We start from the raw sequence: 14,704 nt of genomic DNA on the forward strand, positions 1-14,704 counted from the left end.
TCGGCGGGAACAAGGAGATGCACGATGATCAAAACGCCCTACCTTCTGTTTCTCGGAGACGCCCCGGACCAGCTCGCTGCCAAGGTCGCGCAGGGCATCAAGGACTGGCGCCCGGAATTCGCCGTGGGCCAGTTCCGTATGGAAGGGTGCAAGGCCGATATGCGCCTGACCGACATGACGCTCGACGAGGCACTGGAAGCCGGCGCCAAGACGCTGGTGATCGGCGTGGCCAACCGTGGCGGCGTGATCTCGCCCGAATGGCGGCACGTTCTGGCCGAAGCTCTGCTGAAGGGGTTCGATCTTGCCTCCGGCCTGCACAACCTGCTCTCGGAAGAGCCAGAGCTGGTCGAGATCGCCAAGGCCGAGGGCCGCGAGATGCATGATGTCCGCGTGCCGGAGGTCGATTACCCGATCGCCAATGGCAAGAAGCGGACTGGCAAGCGTTGCCTTGCGGTGGGTACCGATTGTTCGGTCGGCAAGATGTACACCGCGCTCGCAATGGATGCGGAGATGCAGAAGCGCGGCATGAAGTCGACCTTCCGCGCGACGGGCCAGACGGGCATCCTGATCACGGGCGACGGGATTCCGCTCGACGCTGTGATCGCCGATTTCATGGCAGGCGCAGTTGAGTGGCTGACGCCGGACAATGACGAGGATCACTGGGACCTGATCGAAGGTCAGGGCTCGCTCTTCCACGCCTCCTATTCCGGCGTCACGATGGCGCTGGTGCATGGCGGGCAACCGGATGCGCTGATCCTGTGCCACGAGCCGACCCGGGAACATATGCGCGGCCTGCCCGATTACACGCTGCCCTCGCTCGATGAGCTTCGCGACCTGGCGCTGACGCTGGCGAGACGCGTCAATCCGGATGTGAAGGCGGTCGGCATTTCGGTGAACACGCAGCATTTGTCCGAGGACGAAGCAAACAGCTATCTCGCCGATCTTGAGGCCGAGTTCGGCCTGCCGGCGGTGGATCCGTTCCGCCATGGCGCCGGCAAGCTGGTGGATGCGCTGGCCTCTCTAGACTGAGCGAAGTCCTTGCGGGGGCCGAAGGATTGAGTCTTTCTGCCTCCGGCGGGGAGTAAGGGTGTCTCGGAAATGGTCCGGGTGACCATTTCAGCCCCGAACGGGCGGGGCCCTGGGTTTGAAGAAAAGGGAGAGGCCGGTGATGCAGGTTCAGGTCACGGCGGATGTGTTCCGCCTTGCGCAGGTTTTCACGATTTCGCGCGGGTCGCGGACAGAAGCCAAGGTTCTGACGGTTCGGATCGAAAAGGACGGATTCGCCGGAATGGGCGAATGCGTGCCCTATGCGCGGTACGGTGAGACGCTGGAAAGCGTGACCGCGCAGATCGAGGGCCTGCCGGCCACGTTCGACCGGGCCTCTTTGCAGGAGCTTCTAAAACCAGGTGCAGCGCGCAATGCCGTGGATTGCGCGCTTTGGGATCTAGAGGCCAAGACAGCCGGCAAGCCGGTCTGGAAACTGGCCGGGCTTTCGGCTCCGGGGCCGTTGATCACGGCCTATACGCTGTCGCTCGACACGCCGGAGGCGATGCAGGCCAGCGCGGCGGAGAATGCCTATCGTCCCTTGCTGAAGATCAAGCTGGGCACGCCGGATGACATGCCGCGGCTGGAAGCGGTGCGCGCCGGAGCGCCGGCTTCGAAGATCATTCTCGATGCCAACGAGGGTTGGACGGCGGAGATCTATGCCGAGCTTGCGCCGCATCTGCTGCGGCTGGGCGTGGCGATGGTGGAGCAACCGCTGCCCACGGGCGCGGACGACGGGCTTCTGGGGCTGGAACGACCGGTGCCGCTTTGCGCCGATGAATCCGTGCATGACCGGGCAACGCTGGAGAAGCTGCAGGGCAAGTACGACCTGATCAATATCAAGCTCGACAAGACCGGCGGGCTGACCGAGGCGCTCGAACTGCGAAAGGCGGCGGAGGCGGCCGGGTTCGGAATCATGGTGGGCTGCATGGTTGGCTCGTCGCTGGCAATGGCCCCGGCTGTCCTGTTGGCACAGGGCGCGGCAGTGGTGGATCTCGATGGACCGCTCCTGCTGGCCGAGGATCGCGCGACGCCGCTGAACTATGATGCGGCAGGGGTCCATCCGCCGAGCCGTGAACTTTGGGGCTGAACCGCCCTTTGGCGTGCCGGGACGCTTGACCGGAACGGCTCAAGCGCCCAAGAGGCTGACCAGAAACACGAAGGAGAAGACAGTGAGCCGCATTGTTTACGTGAACGGGGACTATCTCCCCGAGGAAGAGGCCAAGGTCTCGATTTTCGACCGGGGCTTCCTGTTCGCCGATGGCGTCTACGAGGTGACATCGGTGCTCGGCGGCAAGCTGATCGATTTCGAGGGCCACAAGATACGCCTGCAACGTTCGCTGGACGAGTTGGACATGCCGGTGCCGGATGCGATGGACGAGCTGCTGGAAATTCACCGTGCGCTGGTGGAAAAGAACGAGATCACCGACGGGCTGATTTACCTTCAGATCACTCGCGGCGCTCCGGCCGACCGGGATTTTGCCTTCCCCGCTGCGGATGTGAAACCGACACTGGTGCTCTTTACCCAATCCAAGCCCGGCCTGGCCGAAAGCCCGCAGGCGAAAGTCGGCATCAAGGTGATTTCCATCGAAGATATCCGCTGGGGCCGCCGGGACATCAAGACCGTGCAGCTTCTTTACCCCTCCATGGGCAAGATGATGGCCAAGAAGGCCGGCGCGGACGATGCCTGGATGGTCGAGGACGGGCTGGTCACCGAGGGCAGCTCGAACAACGCCTATATCGTCAAGGGCAACAAGATCATCACCCGCCATCTCGGCACCGAGATCCTGCACGGGATTACCCGCGCCGCAGTGCTGCGCTTCGCCAAGGAAGCCCAGATGGAAGTCGAGGAGCGCGGCTTCTCCATCGACGAGGCGAAAGCGGCCGACGAGGCCTTCATCACCTCGGCATCGACCTTTGTCATGCCCGTGGTGAACGTGGATGACGTGGCGATTGGCACTGGCACGCCCGGTCCGATCGCGGCACGGCTGCGCGAGATCTATCTCGACGAGATGCGCAAGGCGGCGATCTGAGCCAACCATCGATCTGGAACATCACAAGCCCGGCGTCGATGTCGATCGCGCCGGGCTTTTCTGTGTTTGCGCAGGATCCCAATCAGGCCGCGATAGCCTCGATATGCAATTCGACGTGGCGGTTGGCCGATATATGCGGCAACCTCAGCAGAACCCTGTTGCGGTAAAGAATATCCTGTCCGGTGCCGTCCGCGATCGGACGCGTTGCGAAATCCGCCGGGTCGAGCGCCGCCACCAGTTCGGCGGGCAGTTGCACCAGGAGCGACTCGCAGCCCGGATCGAATTCAGACAGGATCGCCGGCCGCATTGCTTTGGGATCAAAGGTCACGGCACGCCCGGACCGCGCCCTGGCACGCTCCACGGGAGATCTCTCGCGTTGCTCGCGGATTAGCGTGATTGCGGCAAAGACAATGGAAACGGCGATAATCGCCAGAGCTAAAACATTCAACATAATACACCTTCTCGCCCCCACATGAAATGTAGCAGAAAAAGGGCGGGGCAGTCAATTTTCAGATCTATTCCAATGCCTTAACGAAACAATCCGCCCCCACGAGGAGCGTCTGTTTCCAATACGGGGCCGTCCAGCTTAACCTTTCGGAAAGACTCAAGGCCACAATCGGGCGGCACATCTCGGGCGCCGCCCGGTTTCTGTTCAGTTCTGTTCGGGCTTGCCGACATTCTCGCGGAAGGCGGTTTCAAAAGCGGCCTGCTTCTCCGGGCTGGCCCCGGTCTGGTTCTGGTCTCTCCACTGCTCGTAGGGCATGCCGTAGAAAGCCGCGCGCCCCGCGGCCTTGTCCATCTCGATACCGCGCTCATTGGCGGCTTCCTGGTACCAGCGGGACAGGCAGTTCCGGCAGAAACCGGCGAGGTTCATCATGTCGATATTCTGCACGTCCGCCCGATCTTCCATCAGGTGTTTGCGCAGGCGGCGAAAGGCGGCGGCTTCGAGTTCGATCCGCGTCTGGTCATCCATGTCTGTCTCTCCCTGTCCTTCAAGTCATTCTTTACAATCGGCCAGCGCGGCAACGAGGTGCGGCGCGAGGCGACGGCCCCAGGCCCGCTGCTGCTCGACGGTCGCGATCAGATCCTGCCGAACCTCGATCAGAACATGCGGCCGGTCGTGGCTCAAGGCGTGACGATGGATAGAATCGCCCGGCTGGTGGCCGGCATAGGGTTCGTTGTCGCCGACGCAGAGATCGTCCTCCGACTGCAGGCGCGCGACCATGGCCAGGGAGAGCGCGTTTTGTGGAGGCGTATGCAGCAGCGCGACATGCCAAGGCCGCGGTGGGCGCCCCCGCAATTGCGGCGTGAAGCTGTGAAGAGCGACGATCACCGGTGACCGGCGCGAGGCCGCCAACCGCCCGAGTTCCGCATGGTAAGGCCGGTAGCAAAGCTCCATGCGCCGCTCCAGTTCCGCGGCATCCGCGTGGCGGTTTCCCGGGATGATCGTCCCGTCATAGAGCTTCATCAGCAGCGTCGGGTCGTCCTCGCCGCGATTGGGGTCGATCACCAGACGCGAGAAATTCGACGTGATCAGCGGAGCGTCCAACGCGTCCGCCATAGCATGGGCAACCCCTGCGGCTCCTGGATCATACGCGATATGCCGCGACATCTCCGATTGGGGCAGGCCCAGCGTGCCGCCATTGACCATGGGCGGGACTGTGTTCGTTGCGTGATCGCAGGTTATGAGCCAGCGACTGCTCCGGCTTTCGCCGTGTGTGTGGAATGCGTGATATGTCATGGGCACGTGATCTTTTATGCGCATGGGTGTATTGCGTCAGCGAGCGAAGTGCCAGAGCCATCCGGGGGTGGCAAATCGACGGCTTTATCGCTAACTGTCCCCCGGAAGCCGAATGAACGGAAAGGTTGCCCTATTATGCGGCGAATGCGCAATGTGAAGATCGTGGCCACGCTTGGTCCCGCCTCCGACGACTATGACACGATAAGGAGGCTCTTCGAGCTTGGCGCCGATGTTTTCCGGCTCAACATGAGCCATGGCAGCCACGAGGAAATCCGCGAGCGCCACAAGATCATCCGCCAGATCGAACAGGAAATCGGTCGCCCGATCGCCATCCTGGCCGACCTTCAGGGCCCGAAACTCCGCGTCGGCGTGTTTGCCGGAGATTCGGAAGTGCTGGTCGAGGGTGAGAAATTCCGCATGGATCTCGACGAGGCCGAGGGCACGTCGAGCCGCGTGCGGCTGCCGCACCCGGAGATCTTCCAGGCACTCATGCCGGGCGCGACCCTGCTGGTGAATGACGGCAAGATTCGCCTGCGGGTCGAGCAATGCGGTGACGACTATGCCGATTGCGTCGTCGTGACGGGCGGAACGATCTCCAACCGCAAGGGCGTGAACGTTCCCGACGTCGTCCTGCCGGTGGCCGCGCTGTCGGACAAGGACAAGAAAGACCTGGAATTCGTCTGCGAGCTGGGCGTGGACTGGGTGGCGCTCTCCTTCGTGCAGCGCCCGGAGGACGTGCTCCAGACCAAGGAACTGGTCGCGGGCCGCGCCGCCGTGCTCGCCAAGATCGAGAAACCCGCCGCAGTCGATGCCTATGACGAAATCCTCGCCGTTTCCGACGGAATCATGGTGGCGCGGGGCGACCTCGGGGTCGAACTGCCGGTGCAGGCGGTTCCGCCGATCCAGAAACGCCTGATCCGCGGCGCGCGCTCGGCGGCCAAGCCGGTAATCGTGGCCACCCAGATGCTCGAATCGATGATCGAGAGCCCCGTGCCGACCCGCGCCGAGGTCTCCGACGTCGCCAACGCGATCTACGAGGGGGCCGACGCGGTGATGCTCTCGGCCGAATCGGCCGCTGGCGCCTATCCCTTCGAAGCGGTGCGCACGATGGACGCGGTCGCGGTCGAGGTCGAAAGCGGCCAAGTCTATCGCGAGATCATCGAATCGGCGCGCCATGTCGAACGCAACACCACCGCCGACAGCATCGTTTCCGCAGCGCGCGAGATTGCGGAGAATACCGGCGTAAAGGCGATTTGCTGTTTCACGCATTCCGGCACCACCGCGCTCAAGACCGCCCGCGAGCGGCCCCGCGTGCCGATTCTGGCGCTGACACCCTTCACCGGGACGGCCCGCCGGATGTGCCTGAGCTGGGGCGTGAACTGCTTCATGACCAATGGCGATGTCAGCCGGTTCAAGATGGCCGTCGTCTCGGCCGCCCGCGCCGCCCGCGCAGGCCAGTTCGCCAATGCCGAGGACAATATCGTCGTCGTCGCCGGCGTTCCCTTCAACATCCCCGGCTCCACCAACATCCTGCGGGTGGCGCCTTGCGACGAAAGATTGATCTTCAACACAGATCCTGAATAATCACCCGGATAACGGGTAGCGTACCCAGTACCAGGTTTTCAGGAGGACCAAGGTGATCCTTGATCCAGATCTCGTTTTCGTCATCGGGCTGATCGTCGGCATCCTCGCGGTGCCGGCGCTGCTCGGCGCCTATTCCGAAGGCCGCTCGCCACGTGCCGGCGCCATCATGGTCATGATCTGTGCCGGGCTGATTGCCGTGGCCGTGATGCAAAGACCGCCGCGAACGTACTCGATCGGCAAGATTCCCGAAGTCTTTACAGGGGTCGTCGGAGACATCCTGCGTTAATTGCGCAGGACGGGCGGCATGTACCGTTCCCCCGAGGTCCTCGGCTCAACTTCCCCACAATTCCGGTCGTTCGAGCGGTTCCGACGCCCTTACGCGTCCGGACCAGTGGGACAGCGCACCTCGCTGCAGCTCCCGCACCATCCACGCCGGCTGCGCCCCGTCAGGCAGCGGATGCGGCGTCGTGAATCCATGCGCCCCGGCGGGTACATATCCGCATTTCGGATAGAAACCCGGATGCCCCATCAGGAAGATCAGCGCCTGCCCCATCTCCGCGGCCATGGCGGAGGCGGCATGTGTCAGCGCCTGCCCGAGTCCGCGCCCCTGCCGTTCGGGATGCACCGCAAGCGGCGCAAGCCAGGAAAGGGCCGGCCCATCCGCCACCTCGTCGAGCCAGCCACGGCTGAGCAGCACATGCGCGCGCAGGATATCGCCCTGGAACAGGACGAGATTGACCAGAGGCGCCGCCGCCGGATCGGCAAGCAAGGCCTCGACCAACTCCGCCTCGGCCTCACCACCAAAGGCCAGCCGATTGAGATCGAGAATCGCCGGGAGATCCGCAGGGCATGCGGGACAAAGGAGGATATCGGTCATCATTCCATTCCTTTTCATCTGTCTGATCTCAACGATTGACCGGCCGGGCCCACACGAGTTCCCAGCCGAGCCACAAAGCGCGACAGGGCCTGCCGGAACGCGCTTGCACCAGTTTCTTGCACTTGCGCTTGTTGAAGATGTCGAGCCTGCAGGCCGGAAAGCCGAGCCTGGCCCGCACAAAACAGGCCGCGTCGACCAACCGACTGGATGAGGGGGGGCGTCCGAATAATGCAGGCACAGCGGACACGCCAGAAAGCGTATCTCGGCACGAATCCCCGAAGGCTCCCCAAAGGGGTGCATTCAGTGGCTTGCGACGGTCTCCTGCATTCAATCTCCGATTCGGAGCGGGCACGCTTTTGGCGCGGGTATATTGTAGAGTTAGGAACGTGGTGCTTGCCGGTCAACAGCCCCAACTGGGCATCGCGCCATCGTTGCCACCGTGAAACGCCGGGATTTGCGATTCTTTCTTGCCAGCACGACGCATCGCGCTTATACGCGCGAATTCAACTCGCTCGATGGGCCGACAGTGGCATGCCTGCCGGGCGAAACGACCAAATCCAATAAGGAGCTGGCAAATGCCCAAGATGAAGACCAAGTCCGGGGCCAAGAAACGGTTCAAGGTGACCGCCACCGGCAAGATCAAATCCGCTCAGGCCGGCAAACGGCACGGAATGATCAAGCGCACCACAAAGTTCATTCGGAACGCTCGCGGTACAACGACTCTTTCAGAGGCGGATACCAAGATCGTGAAGAAATACATGCCCTACGCGCGCTGAGGAGTTTGAGAGATGTCCCGAGTCAAAGGCGGTACCGTCACCCACGCTCGTCACAAGAAGGTCCTGAAGGCCGCGAAAGGCTATTACGGATCGCGTTCGCGCAACTTCAAGACTGCCACCCAGGCTGTCGACAAGGCGAACCAGTACGCAACCCGCGACCGTAAGGCCCGCAAGCGCCAGTTCCGTGCGCTGTGGATCCAGCGGATCAACGCGGCTGTGCGCGCACATGACGAGGCGCTGACCTATTCGCGCTTCATTAACGGCCTTGCACTGGCCGGTATCGAGGTGGACCGCAAGGTTCTGGCCGATCTGGCCGTGAACGAGCCCGATGCGTTCACCGCGATCGTCGACAAGGCGAAAGCTGCGCTGGTCTGATCCGACGCATCGCTGCGTCACGGAATCGAACCCCACGGTCCCATCCGGGTCGGTGGGGTTTTTCTTTGAGCGGGTGGGTGCCTATTGCCCGCCCGGCGTCATAACGTTCGCCCCGGGCGCCATGCGGGGCAGGTCATATCGCCGGTTCACGACAGCGCGCGGGCCCACGGAGATGCGTTCGCGCGCGACCTGGCACTGAATCTGGCTCCAGGGCGGAAGACCGCTGCGCCGGGGCTTGGCCAGGCATTCCTTCGGCTCGCCCAGCGTGCGCCATGTTCCCGCGGTACAGAGATTCAGGCTGCCTTCCAAACCGGCGCTGAAACCGGCAACCGGTTGCATACCAAAGAGCGTGCCGCGCATGGAGCAAGCCGTCAGCAACATGACCCCCGCTCCGTAACCGATGGCCACGCCGGCCGAATTGATCCAGCCCCAGGAGGCGTTCAGGTCCGCAAGGCTCATGTTCACCACGGTGGTGATCGGGGTGAAATCATCGTAATCGACGGTGAGATCGGTCGGCCCGGTGGCGCCCGCCTTGGCACCGAAGCCAATGCCAGCCCCCGCGAAGACAACATGCGAACGCACGTTGATCTCCCAGCTCTGGATTTCGAAAACCCAGCCTCCACCCGTCAAAACGGCGCCGCCTCCAACGGCCCCTGCGCAGGCGATATGCCAATGAGTCGACCTGTCTGTGGGCAATCCAATCTTTTTCGGCATGGCAACCTCCACCTTAACTTAATGAGACTCCTGCAATTGACGCAGGGTAACACAATCCGGGCACGCGCCAAAACGCCCGCGCCACCGGTCCCCCCGGTCCGTCAGCGGGCTTGCCTTCATCCACCCATGTGATAGGCCCTCGCCAGAATTCCGCGCCAGTCCTGCAAGGGCCGGCGGTGTGCCGAGACGAACGGGAGCCAGCCATGGAAGAGCTGAGGCAGAAATACATCGCCGCTATCGCGGAGGCCGCCGACGAAGGCGCGCTCGAGGCGCTGCGCGTCCAGGCCGTGGGCAAGAAGGGCGAAGTGAGCCTGAAGATGCGCGAGCTGGGCAAGATGTCGCCCGAGGAGCGGCAAGTCGCCGGCCCCGCGCTCAACGCGCTCAAGGACGAGATCAACTCGGCGCTCGCCGCCAAGAAGGCTGCACTGGCCGATTCCGCGCTGGAAGAACGCCTCAAGGCCGAATGGCTGGACGTTACCCTGCCCGCACGCTCTGAGCGCCGCGGCTCGATTCACCCGATCAGCCAGGTGACCGAAGAGGTCACCGCGATCTTCGCCGATATGGGCTTTGCCGTGGCCGAGGGTCCGCAGGTCGAGGATGACTGGCACAATTTCGACGCGCTCAACATTCCGGGTCACCACCCGGCCCGCGCCGAGATGGACACGTTCTACATGTCCCGCGCCGAAGGCGACGATCGCCCGCCGCATGTGCTGCGTACCCACACCTCGCCGGTGCAGATCCGCTCCATGCTCCAGCAGGGCGCCCCGATCCGCATCATCGCGCCCGGCCGCGTCTATCGTGCCGATTACGACCAGACCCACACGCCGATGTTCCACCAGGTCGAGGGCCTCGCCATCGACAAGGACATCTCGATGGCGAACCTGAAATGGGTGCTGGAAGAGTTCTGCCGCGCCTTCTTCGAGGTGGACGGGGTCGAGCTGCGCTTCCGCGCCAGCCATTTCCCCTTCACCGAGCCCTCGGCCGAGGTCGATATCCGCTGCTCCTGGGAGGGCGGCACGCTCAAGCTGGGCGAAGGCGACGACTGGCTCGAAATCCTCGGTTCTGGCATGGTGCACCCGAAAGTGCTTGAATCCGGCGGGATCGACCCGAACGAATGGCAGGGCTTCGCCTTCGGCCTCGGTATCGACCGAATCGCGATGCTGAAATACGGCATCCCGGACCTGCGCGCTTTCTTCGACAGCGACCTGCGCTGGCTGCGCCACTATGGCTTTGCCGCACTCGACGTGCCGTCGATCCACGCAGGCATCAGCCGCTGATCAGCACCTTGCGGGCGGCATCATGAAGATGGCGCCGCCCCGTTTTTCTCCCCTGGCATCGTCATCGCAGCCGATCACCTTGAGTCCGCTGCGGAATTCGTGGGGGCTGCATTCGCCCAAAGCCTGCGAAAGGGTCACAACCCGCTGGGGAAGGTTCTGTTCTTCTTCTACGTGCTCATAGCCCCTCCATGATCCCGAAACCGCCGCAGCGCCGAGCACAATGGCGAGCGTAAGGACGATATAGCCGGCCTGATCACCCTGTAACGACGGCATGGAAAGCACCACAATTGCAATATCTAAAATATGCCGATCAATTTCGAAGAAAGTTGGAAGAAATGTGGCTAATTTCTTGGTAATGAAGAAATTTCATACAGAAAACGCCGTGTCATGACACGCGTCACTGCAGTTTGGAATATATTCTATATTGGAAAATGCGACACGTGGGGCGCACCGCCGACGAAGAATCCCGCCGCATGTGACGGGATCCCACGTCTAGGGAAAGAACGCCGTCATTTCTCGGCTGCGGCCATTTCCTCAGCCTTTGGCGCTAGGAACGGCAACATCTCACTGACGGGCATGTTCCAGATCCGTGCCGGATGATAGCGGCAGATCAGCCGATTCAATTCGGGATCGTTCGTCCAGCCCTTACAAGAAAGCCCACCCGACGCGGTGGTTCCCTTGCCGGAATTGTCACTCACCAGCCCAAGTCCCAGCAGGATGACCAGGCCCAGAACCAGGGGTCGCCCCAGTCCTCCGAGTGTTTGTGCAAGTGCCCCCATGCTCAAACTCCAAAAAAGTTGCGGCCCCCACCAACAACATGGTCAGGATAGGGCAAAATTGTGGCCCAATGTGGGCGTTCGGTGGCTGATTTCAGCGACAATTTCCACGTATGGATCCAATTGTCGCCCCGCAATGCGGGAAAGAACTTCCCAACACTCTCCCCGGGGTACAGGCCCGCGCGCAGGAATGACCACGCCGGCCCTTCACCCCTGCGCTGCAATGGGCTAAGGACACGCGACTTTATAAGATGCAGGGGCCGACCCGATGAAATTCACCCTTTCCTGGCTCAAACACCACCTTGAGACCGAGGCCACGCTGGACGAGATCCTCTATGCCCTGACCGATCTCGGGCTGGAGGTCGAAGGCGTCGAGAACCCGATGGAACGGCTCTCCGAGTTTACCATCGGCAAGGTGCTGCACGCCGAGAAGCATCCCGATGCGGACAAGCTTCGGGTGTGCAAGGTCGAGACCGACGAGGGCGAGTTGCAGATCATCTGCGGCGCCCCGAACGCGCGGGAGGGGATCACAGTCGTGGTCGCCAAGCCGGGCGTCTACGTGCCGGGCATCGACACCACCATTGGAGTCGGCAAGATCCGCGGCATCGAGAGCTACGGCATGATGTGCTCGGAGCGCGAGATGGAGATGTCGGACGAGCATGACGGCATCATCGAACTGCCCTCGGGCGAGGTCGGCCAGCGCTTCACTGACTGGCTGGCGCAGAACCAGCCCGAGCGGGTCGATCCGGTGATCGAGATCGCCATCACGCCCAACCGGCCCGATGCGCTCGGTGTCGAGGGTGTGGCCCGCGACCTGGCCGCGCGTGGCCTGGGCACGCTCATCCCGCGCGAGACGGACCCGGTGCCCGGCAGCTTCCCCTGCCCGATCGGCGTCAGCATCGACGAGGATACGCTGGCGCAGGCCCCCGTCTTCTACGGCCGCGTGATCAAGGGTGTGAAGAATGGCCCCTCGCCGAAATGGCTGCAGGACTACCTGCGCGCCATCGGGCTGCGGCCGATCTCGACGCTGGTCGATATCACGAATTTCTTCACCTATGACCGCAACCGCCCGCTGCACGTGTTCGACGCCGACAAGGTGAAGGGCAACCTGCGCCTGCACCGCGCCAAGGGTGGCGAGACGCTCGTCGGCCTCGACGAGAAGGAATACACCTTCGAGGCGGACATGACGCTGATCTCGGATGACTCGGGCGTTGAGAGCATCGCCGGCGTCATGGGCGGGCTGCCGACGGGCTGCACCGAAGAGACCACGAATGTCTTCCTCGAAGCCGCCTATTTCGACCCGATCCGCACCGCCTACACCGGCCGCGCGCTGAAAATCAATTCCGACGCGCGCTATCGTTTCGAGCGTGGGATCGACCCCTGCTGGACGCCCGTCGGCATCGAGCATGCCACCCGGATGATCCTCGACCTCTGTGGCGGAGAGGCCTCGGACGTGGTCATCGCCGGCGAGATTCCGAATGTGGAACGCGCCTACAAGCTGGACACCGCGCGCGTGGAAAGCCTCGTCGGCATGGAGATCCCGGCCGAAGAGCAGCGCGCCACGCTGGAGGCACTCGGCTTCCGGCTGGAGGGCGACATGGCCCATGTGCCAAGCTGGCGCCCCGACGTCATGGGCGAGGCGGATCTGGTGGAGGAAGTCGCCCGAATGGCTTCGCTGACCAAACTGGTGGGCAAGCCGATGCGGCGCGCCTCTGCCGGTGTGCCCGAGGCCGTTCTGACGCCGATGCAGCGCCGGGAAGCAACCGCGCGGCGCACCATCGCCACGCTCGGCTACAACGAGTGCGTGACCTATTCCTTCGTCGACGAAGCCTCTGCCGGGCTGTTCGGCGGCGGGACTGACGCCACGAAGCTGGAAAACCCGATCTCCTCGGAGATGAGCCACATGCGGCCGACACCGCTGCCCGGCCTGCTTCAGGCCGCCGCGCGCAACCAGGCACGCGGTTTTGCCGATCTGGCGCTGTTCGAGGTCGGCCCGGCCTTCCACGGCGGGGAGCCGGAGGAACAGCAACAGCTGGCCTGCGGCGTGCTCGTCGGCCATTCGGGGCCGAAGGATGTGCACGGCGCTCGCCGTCCCGTCGATGTCTTTGACGCCAAGGCCGATATCGAAGCCGTGCTTGCGGCCATCGGCGCCCCTGCGAAGGCGCAGATCCGTCGCGACGTGCCGGAATGGCTGCATCCGGGCCGCTCGGGCGCGATCTGTCTCGGGCCGAAGAAGGTTCTGGGTTATTTCGGCGAGTTGCACCCCAAGGTGCTCGACGCGCTGGACGTTAAGGGCCCGGCGGTTGTCTTCTCCGTCGATCTGGCCGCAACGCCCTTCCCCAAGGCGAAGGCGACCGGACGCGGCGCGCTGGAACTTGCGGACCTGCAGGCCGTGGAACGGGACTTCGCCTTCGTTCTGGATTCCGGGATCGAGGCGCTGACGGTCGTCAACGCTGCCGCCGGTGCCGATAAGACGCTGATCGAGGAAGTCCGCGTCTTCGACGAATTCCACGGAGAGAAAGCCGAGGCGCAGATGGGCGCGGGCAAGAAATCGCTGGCGATCACCGTGCGGCTGCAGCCGAAAGATCGCACGCTGAAGGAGGCCGATATCGAGGCTGTCAGCAAGAAGATCATCGAGAAGGTCGCCAAGGCGACGGGCGGCGCCCTGCGGGGCTGAGCCTTGCCAAAGACGCTCCATGAAAGCGCCGCGAGCGAATGGCTCACGGCGCTTTTTCTTTTTCCGCTCGCCAATCGGGAGAGCTGACCCTGCGCTCTTTCGAGCTCGCGCCGGATGTTCTTTTGCCAGAAGAAGAAACGCGCGACGGAAACCGCCATCCTCTTCGTTCAATCGATAAACCGATTGCTTAGGACCCCCGAAAACATGCTCAAGCGCCTCTCCCCCTACATTCTCTGGACCATCCTCGCCCTGCCGGCCATTGGGCTCATGTCCGAACTGAGCTCCTCCACAGACCCGCAGATTGTTCACAGGCTCCTTCACCCCACCGGGGAATTCGCGGCCCGCTTCATGATCATCGCAATGATGGCCACGCCGCTCACGCTTCTGCTGCCCGGCTGGCGCGGACCTCGCTGGCTGGTAAAGAACCGCCGCTATTTCGGCGTTGCCGCCTTCGGCTATGCCGCGCTGCACACGATCTTCTACGTGATCGACAAGTGCACATTGGAGCGCATCCTCAGCCAGGCCGCGGATTTCGACATGTGGACCGGATGGCTCGCTTTCTTCATCTTCGTCCCCCTCGCCGCGACCTCCTTTAACGGCGCCATCCGCCGGATGGGTCCGAAGGCGTGGAAAAGCCTGCAACGCTGGACCTATCCGGCTGCGGTGCTGACGCTGCTGCATTGGGCCGCCCTGCATCATTGGGACCACCCGGCCGCAGCCATCGTGCATTTTGCGCCGCTGGTGCTGCTGGAGGCCTATCGCATCTGGTGGAATATGAACCGCTCACGGGCCGTGCCGGCCTGACACCGGCAAAACGCGTCCCGAAGAAT

The 14,704-nt window shown here is 63.1% G+C and carries 17 protein-coding genes; 10 read left to right on the forward strand and 7 right to left on the reverse strand.

Annotation, left to right across the window (positions count from 1 at the left end; all coding sequences use genetic code 11):
- Positions 1 to 24: 24 nt before the first annotated feature.
- The 3 genes from dgcN (at position 25) to AX756_RS00685 (ending at position 3,077) form a co-directional block, all read left to right on the forward strand.
- Positions 25 to 1,029, forward strand: coding sequence for an N-acetyltransferase DgcN (gene dgcN, locus AX756_RS00675; protein WP_068307405.1), 1,005 nt, complete (start codon positions 25 to 27; stop codon positions 1,027 to 1,029).
- 139 nt (positions 1,030 to 1,168) lie between these two features.
- Entirely contained in the window at positions 1,169 to 2,134 is a 966-nt protein-coding gene (gene dgcA, locus AX756_RS00680) for an N-acetyl-D-Glu racemase DgcA (protein ID WP_068307412.1), read from the forward strand.
- An 82-nt stretch (positions 2,135 to 2,216) separates the two neighbouring features.
- Complete coding sequence (locus tag AX756_RS00685) at positions 2,217 to 3,077, forward strand: D-amino-acid transaminase (RefSeq protein ID WP_068307414.1); 861 nt, start codon at positions 2,217 to 2,219, stop codon at positions 3,075 to 3,077.
- Positions 3,078 to 3,159: 82 nt separating this feature from the next.
- Here the strand turns inward: AX756_RS00685 and AX756_RS00690 are convergent, their stop codons facing one another.
- From AX756_RS00690 to AX756_RS00700, 3 genes are all read right to left on the reverse strand, one after another.
- Positions 3,160 to 3,528: a hypothetical protein gene (locus AX756_RS00690; RefSeq protein ID WP_068307416.1), complete on the reverse strand. Its 369-nt coding sequence runs from the start codon at positions 3,526 to 3,528 to the stop codon at positions 3,160 to 3,162.
- A 201-nt stretch (positions 3,529 to 3,729) separates the two neighbouring features.
- Positions 3,730 to 4,050, reverse strand: coding sequence for a DUF1244 domain-containing protein (locus AX756_RS00695; protein WP_068307418.1), 321 nt, complete (start codon positions 4,048 to 4,050; stop codon positions 3,730 to 3,732).
- Positions 4,051 to 4,074: 24 nt separating this feature from the next.
- Positions 4,075 to 4,818 carry an N-formylglutamate amidohydrolase gene (locus AX756_RS00700; protein WP_068308107.1) on the reverse strand — a complete coding sequence of 248 codons (744 nt, stop codon included), beginning with the start codon at positions 4,816 to 4,818 and terminating at the stop codon, positions 4,075 to 4,077.
- 135 nt (positions 4,819 to 4,953) lie between these two features.
- On the opposite strand from AX756_RS00700, the gene pyk reads away from it, so the two are divergent.
- Positions 4,954 to 6,402: a pyruvate kinase gene (gene pyk / locus AX756_RS00705; RefSeq protein WP_068307421.1), complete on the forward strand. Its 1,449-nt coding sequence runs from the start codon at positions 4,954 to 4,956 to the stop codon at positions 6,400 to 6,402.
- 52 nt (positions 6,403 to 6,454) lie between these two features.
- Positions 6,455 to 6,688: a hypothetical protein gene (locus tag AX756_RS00710; protein WP_231700947.1), complete on the forward strand. Its 234-nt coding sequence runs from the start codon at positions 6,455 to 6,457 to the stop codon at positions 6,686 to 6,688.
- Between the two features lie 45 nt (positions 6,689 to 6,733).
- On the opposite strand, the gene AX756_RS24930 is transcribed toward AX756_RS00710, so the two are convergent.
- Positions 6,734 to 7,279 (reverse strand): GNAT family N-acetyltransferase, encoded by a 546-nt coding sequence (locus tag AX756_RS24930; RefSeq protein ID WP_163887087.1) that lies wholly within the window; start codon positions 7,277 to 7,279, stop codon positions 6,734 to 6,736.
- Positions 7,280 to 7,854: 575 nt separating this feature from the next.
- On the opposite strand from AX756_RS24930, the gene rpmI reads away from it, so the two are divergent.
- Together rpmI and rplT are read left to right on the forward strand one after the other, a co-directional pair.
- Complete coding sequence (rpmI, locus tag AX756_RS00720) at positions 7,855 to 8,055, forward strand: 50S ribosomal protein L35 (RefSeq protein ID WP_068307425.1); 201 nt, start codon at positions 7,855 to 7,857, stop codon at positions 8,053 to 8,055.
- Positions 8,056 to 8,067: 12 nt separating this feature from the next.
- Positions 8,068 to 8,430 (forward strand): 50S ribosomal protein L20, encoded by a 363-nt coding sequence (gene rplT / locus AX756_RS00725; protein WP_068307427.1) that lies wholly within the window; start codon positions 8,068 to 8,070, stop codon positions 8,428 to 8,430.
- Between the two features lie 81 nt (positions 8,431 to 8,511).
- Here rplT and AX756_RS00730 read toward each other — a convergent pair whose 3' ends face one another.
- Positions 8,512 to 9,144: a hypothetical protein gene (locus tag AX756_RS00730; protein WP_068307429.1), complete on the reverse strand. Its 633-nt coding sequence runs from the start codon at positions 9,142 to 9,144 to the stop codon at positions 8,512 to 8,514.
- Positions 9,145 to 9,347: 203 nt separating this feature from the next.
- Between AX756_RS00730 and pheS the strand changes: the two genes are divergently transcribed.
- Entirely contained in the window at positions 9,348 to 10,421 is a 1,074-nt protein-coding gene (pheS, locus tag AX756_RS00735; RefSeq protein ID WP_068307431.1) for a phenylalanine--tRNA ligase subunit alpha, read from the forward strand.
- Here the strand turns inward: pheS and AX756_RS00740 are convergent, their stop codons facing one another.
- A complete protein-coding gene (locus tag AX756_RS00740) occupies positions 10,422 to 10,694 on the reverse strand; it encodes a hypothetical protein (RefSeq protein ID WP_197431039.1) in 273 nt (90 codons plus the stop codon).
- A gap of 236 nt (positions 10,695 to 10,930) precedes the next feature.
- Entirely contained in the window at positions 10,931 to 11,200 is a 270-nt protein-coding gene (locus AX756_RS00745; protein WP_068307435.1) for a hypothetical protein, read from the reverse strand.
- A gap of 265 nt (positions 11,201 to 11,465) precedes the next feature.
- On the opposite strand from AX756_RS00745, the gene pheT reads away from it, so the two are divergent.
- Positions 11,466 to 13,874: a phenylalanine--tRNA ligase subunit beta gene (pheT, locus tag AX756_RS00750; protein WP_068307439.1), complete on the forward strand. Its 2,409-nt coding sequence runs from the start codon at positions 11,466 to 11,468 to the stop codon at positions 13,872 to 13,874.
- 204 nt (positions 13,875 to 14,078) lie between these two features.
- Positions 14,079 to 14,678 carry a protein-methionine-sulfoxide reductase heme-binding subunit MsrQ gene (locus tag AX756_RS00755; RefSeq protein ID WP_068308113.1) on the forward strand — a complete coding sequence of 200 codons (600 nt, stop codon included), beginning with the start codon at positions 14,079 to 14,081 and terminating at the stop codon, positions 14,676 to 14,678.
- The last annotated feature ends 26 nt before the right edge of the window (positions 14,679 to 14,704 follow it).

The sequence above is a fragment of the Aliiruegeria sabulilitoris genome (assembly GCF_001558155.1).
GTDB lineage: Bacteria > Pseudomonadota > Alphaproteobacteria > Rhodobacterales > Rhodobacteraceae > Tropicimonas > Tropicimonas sabulilitoris.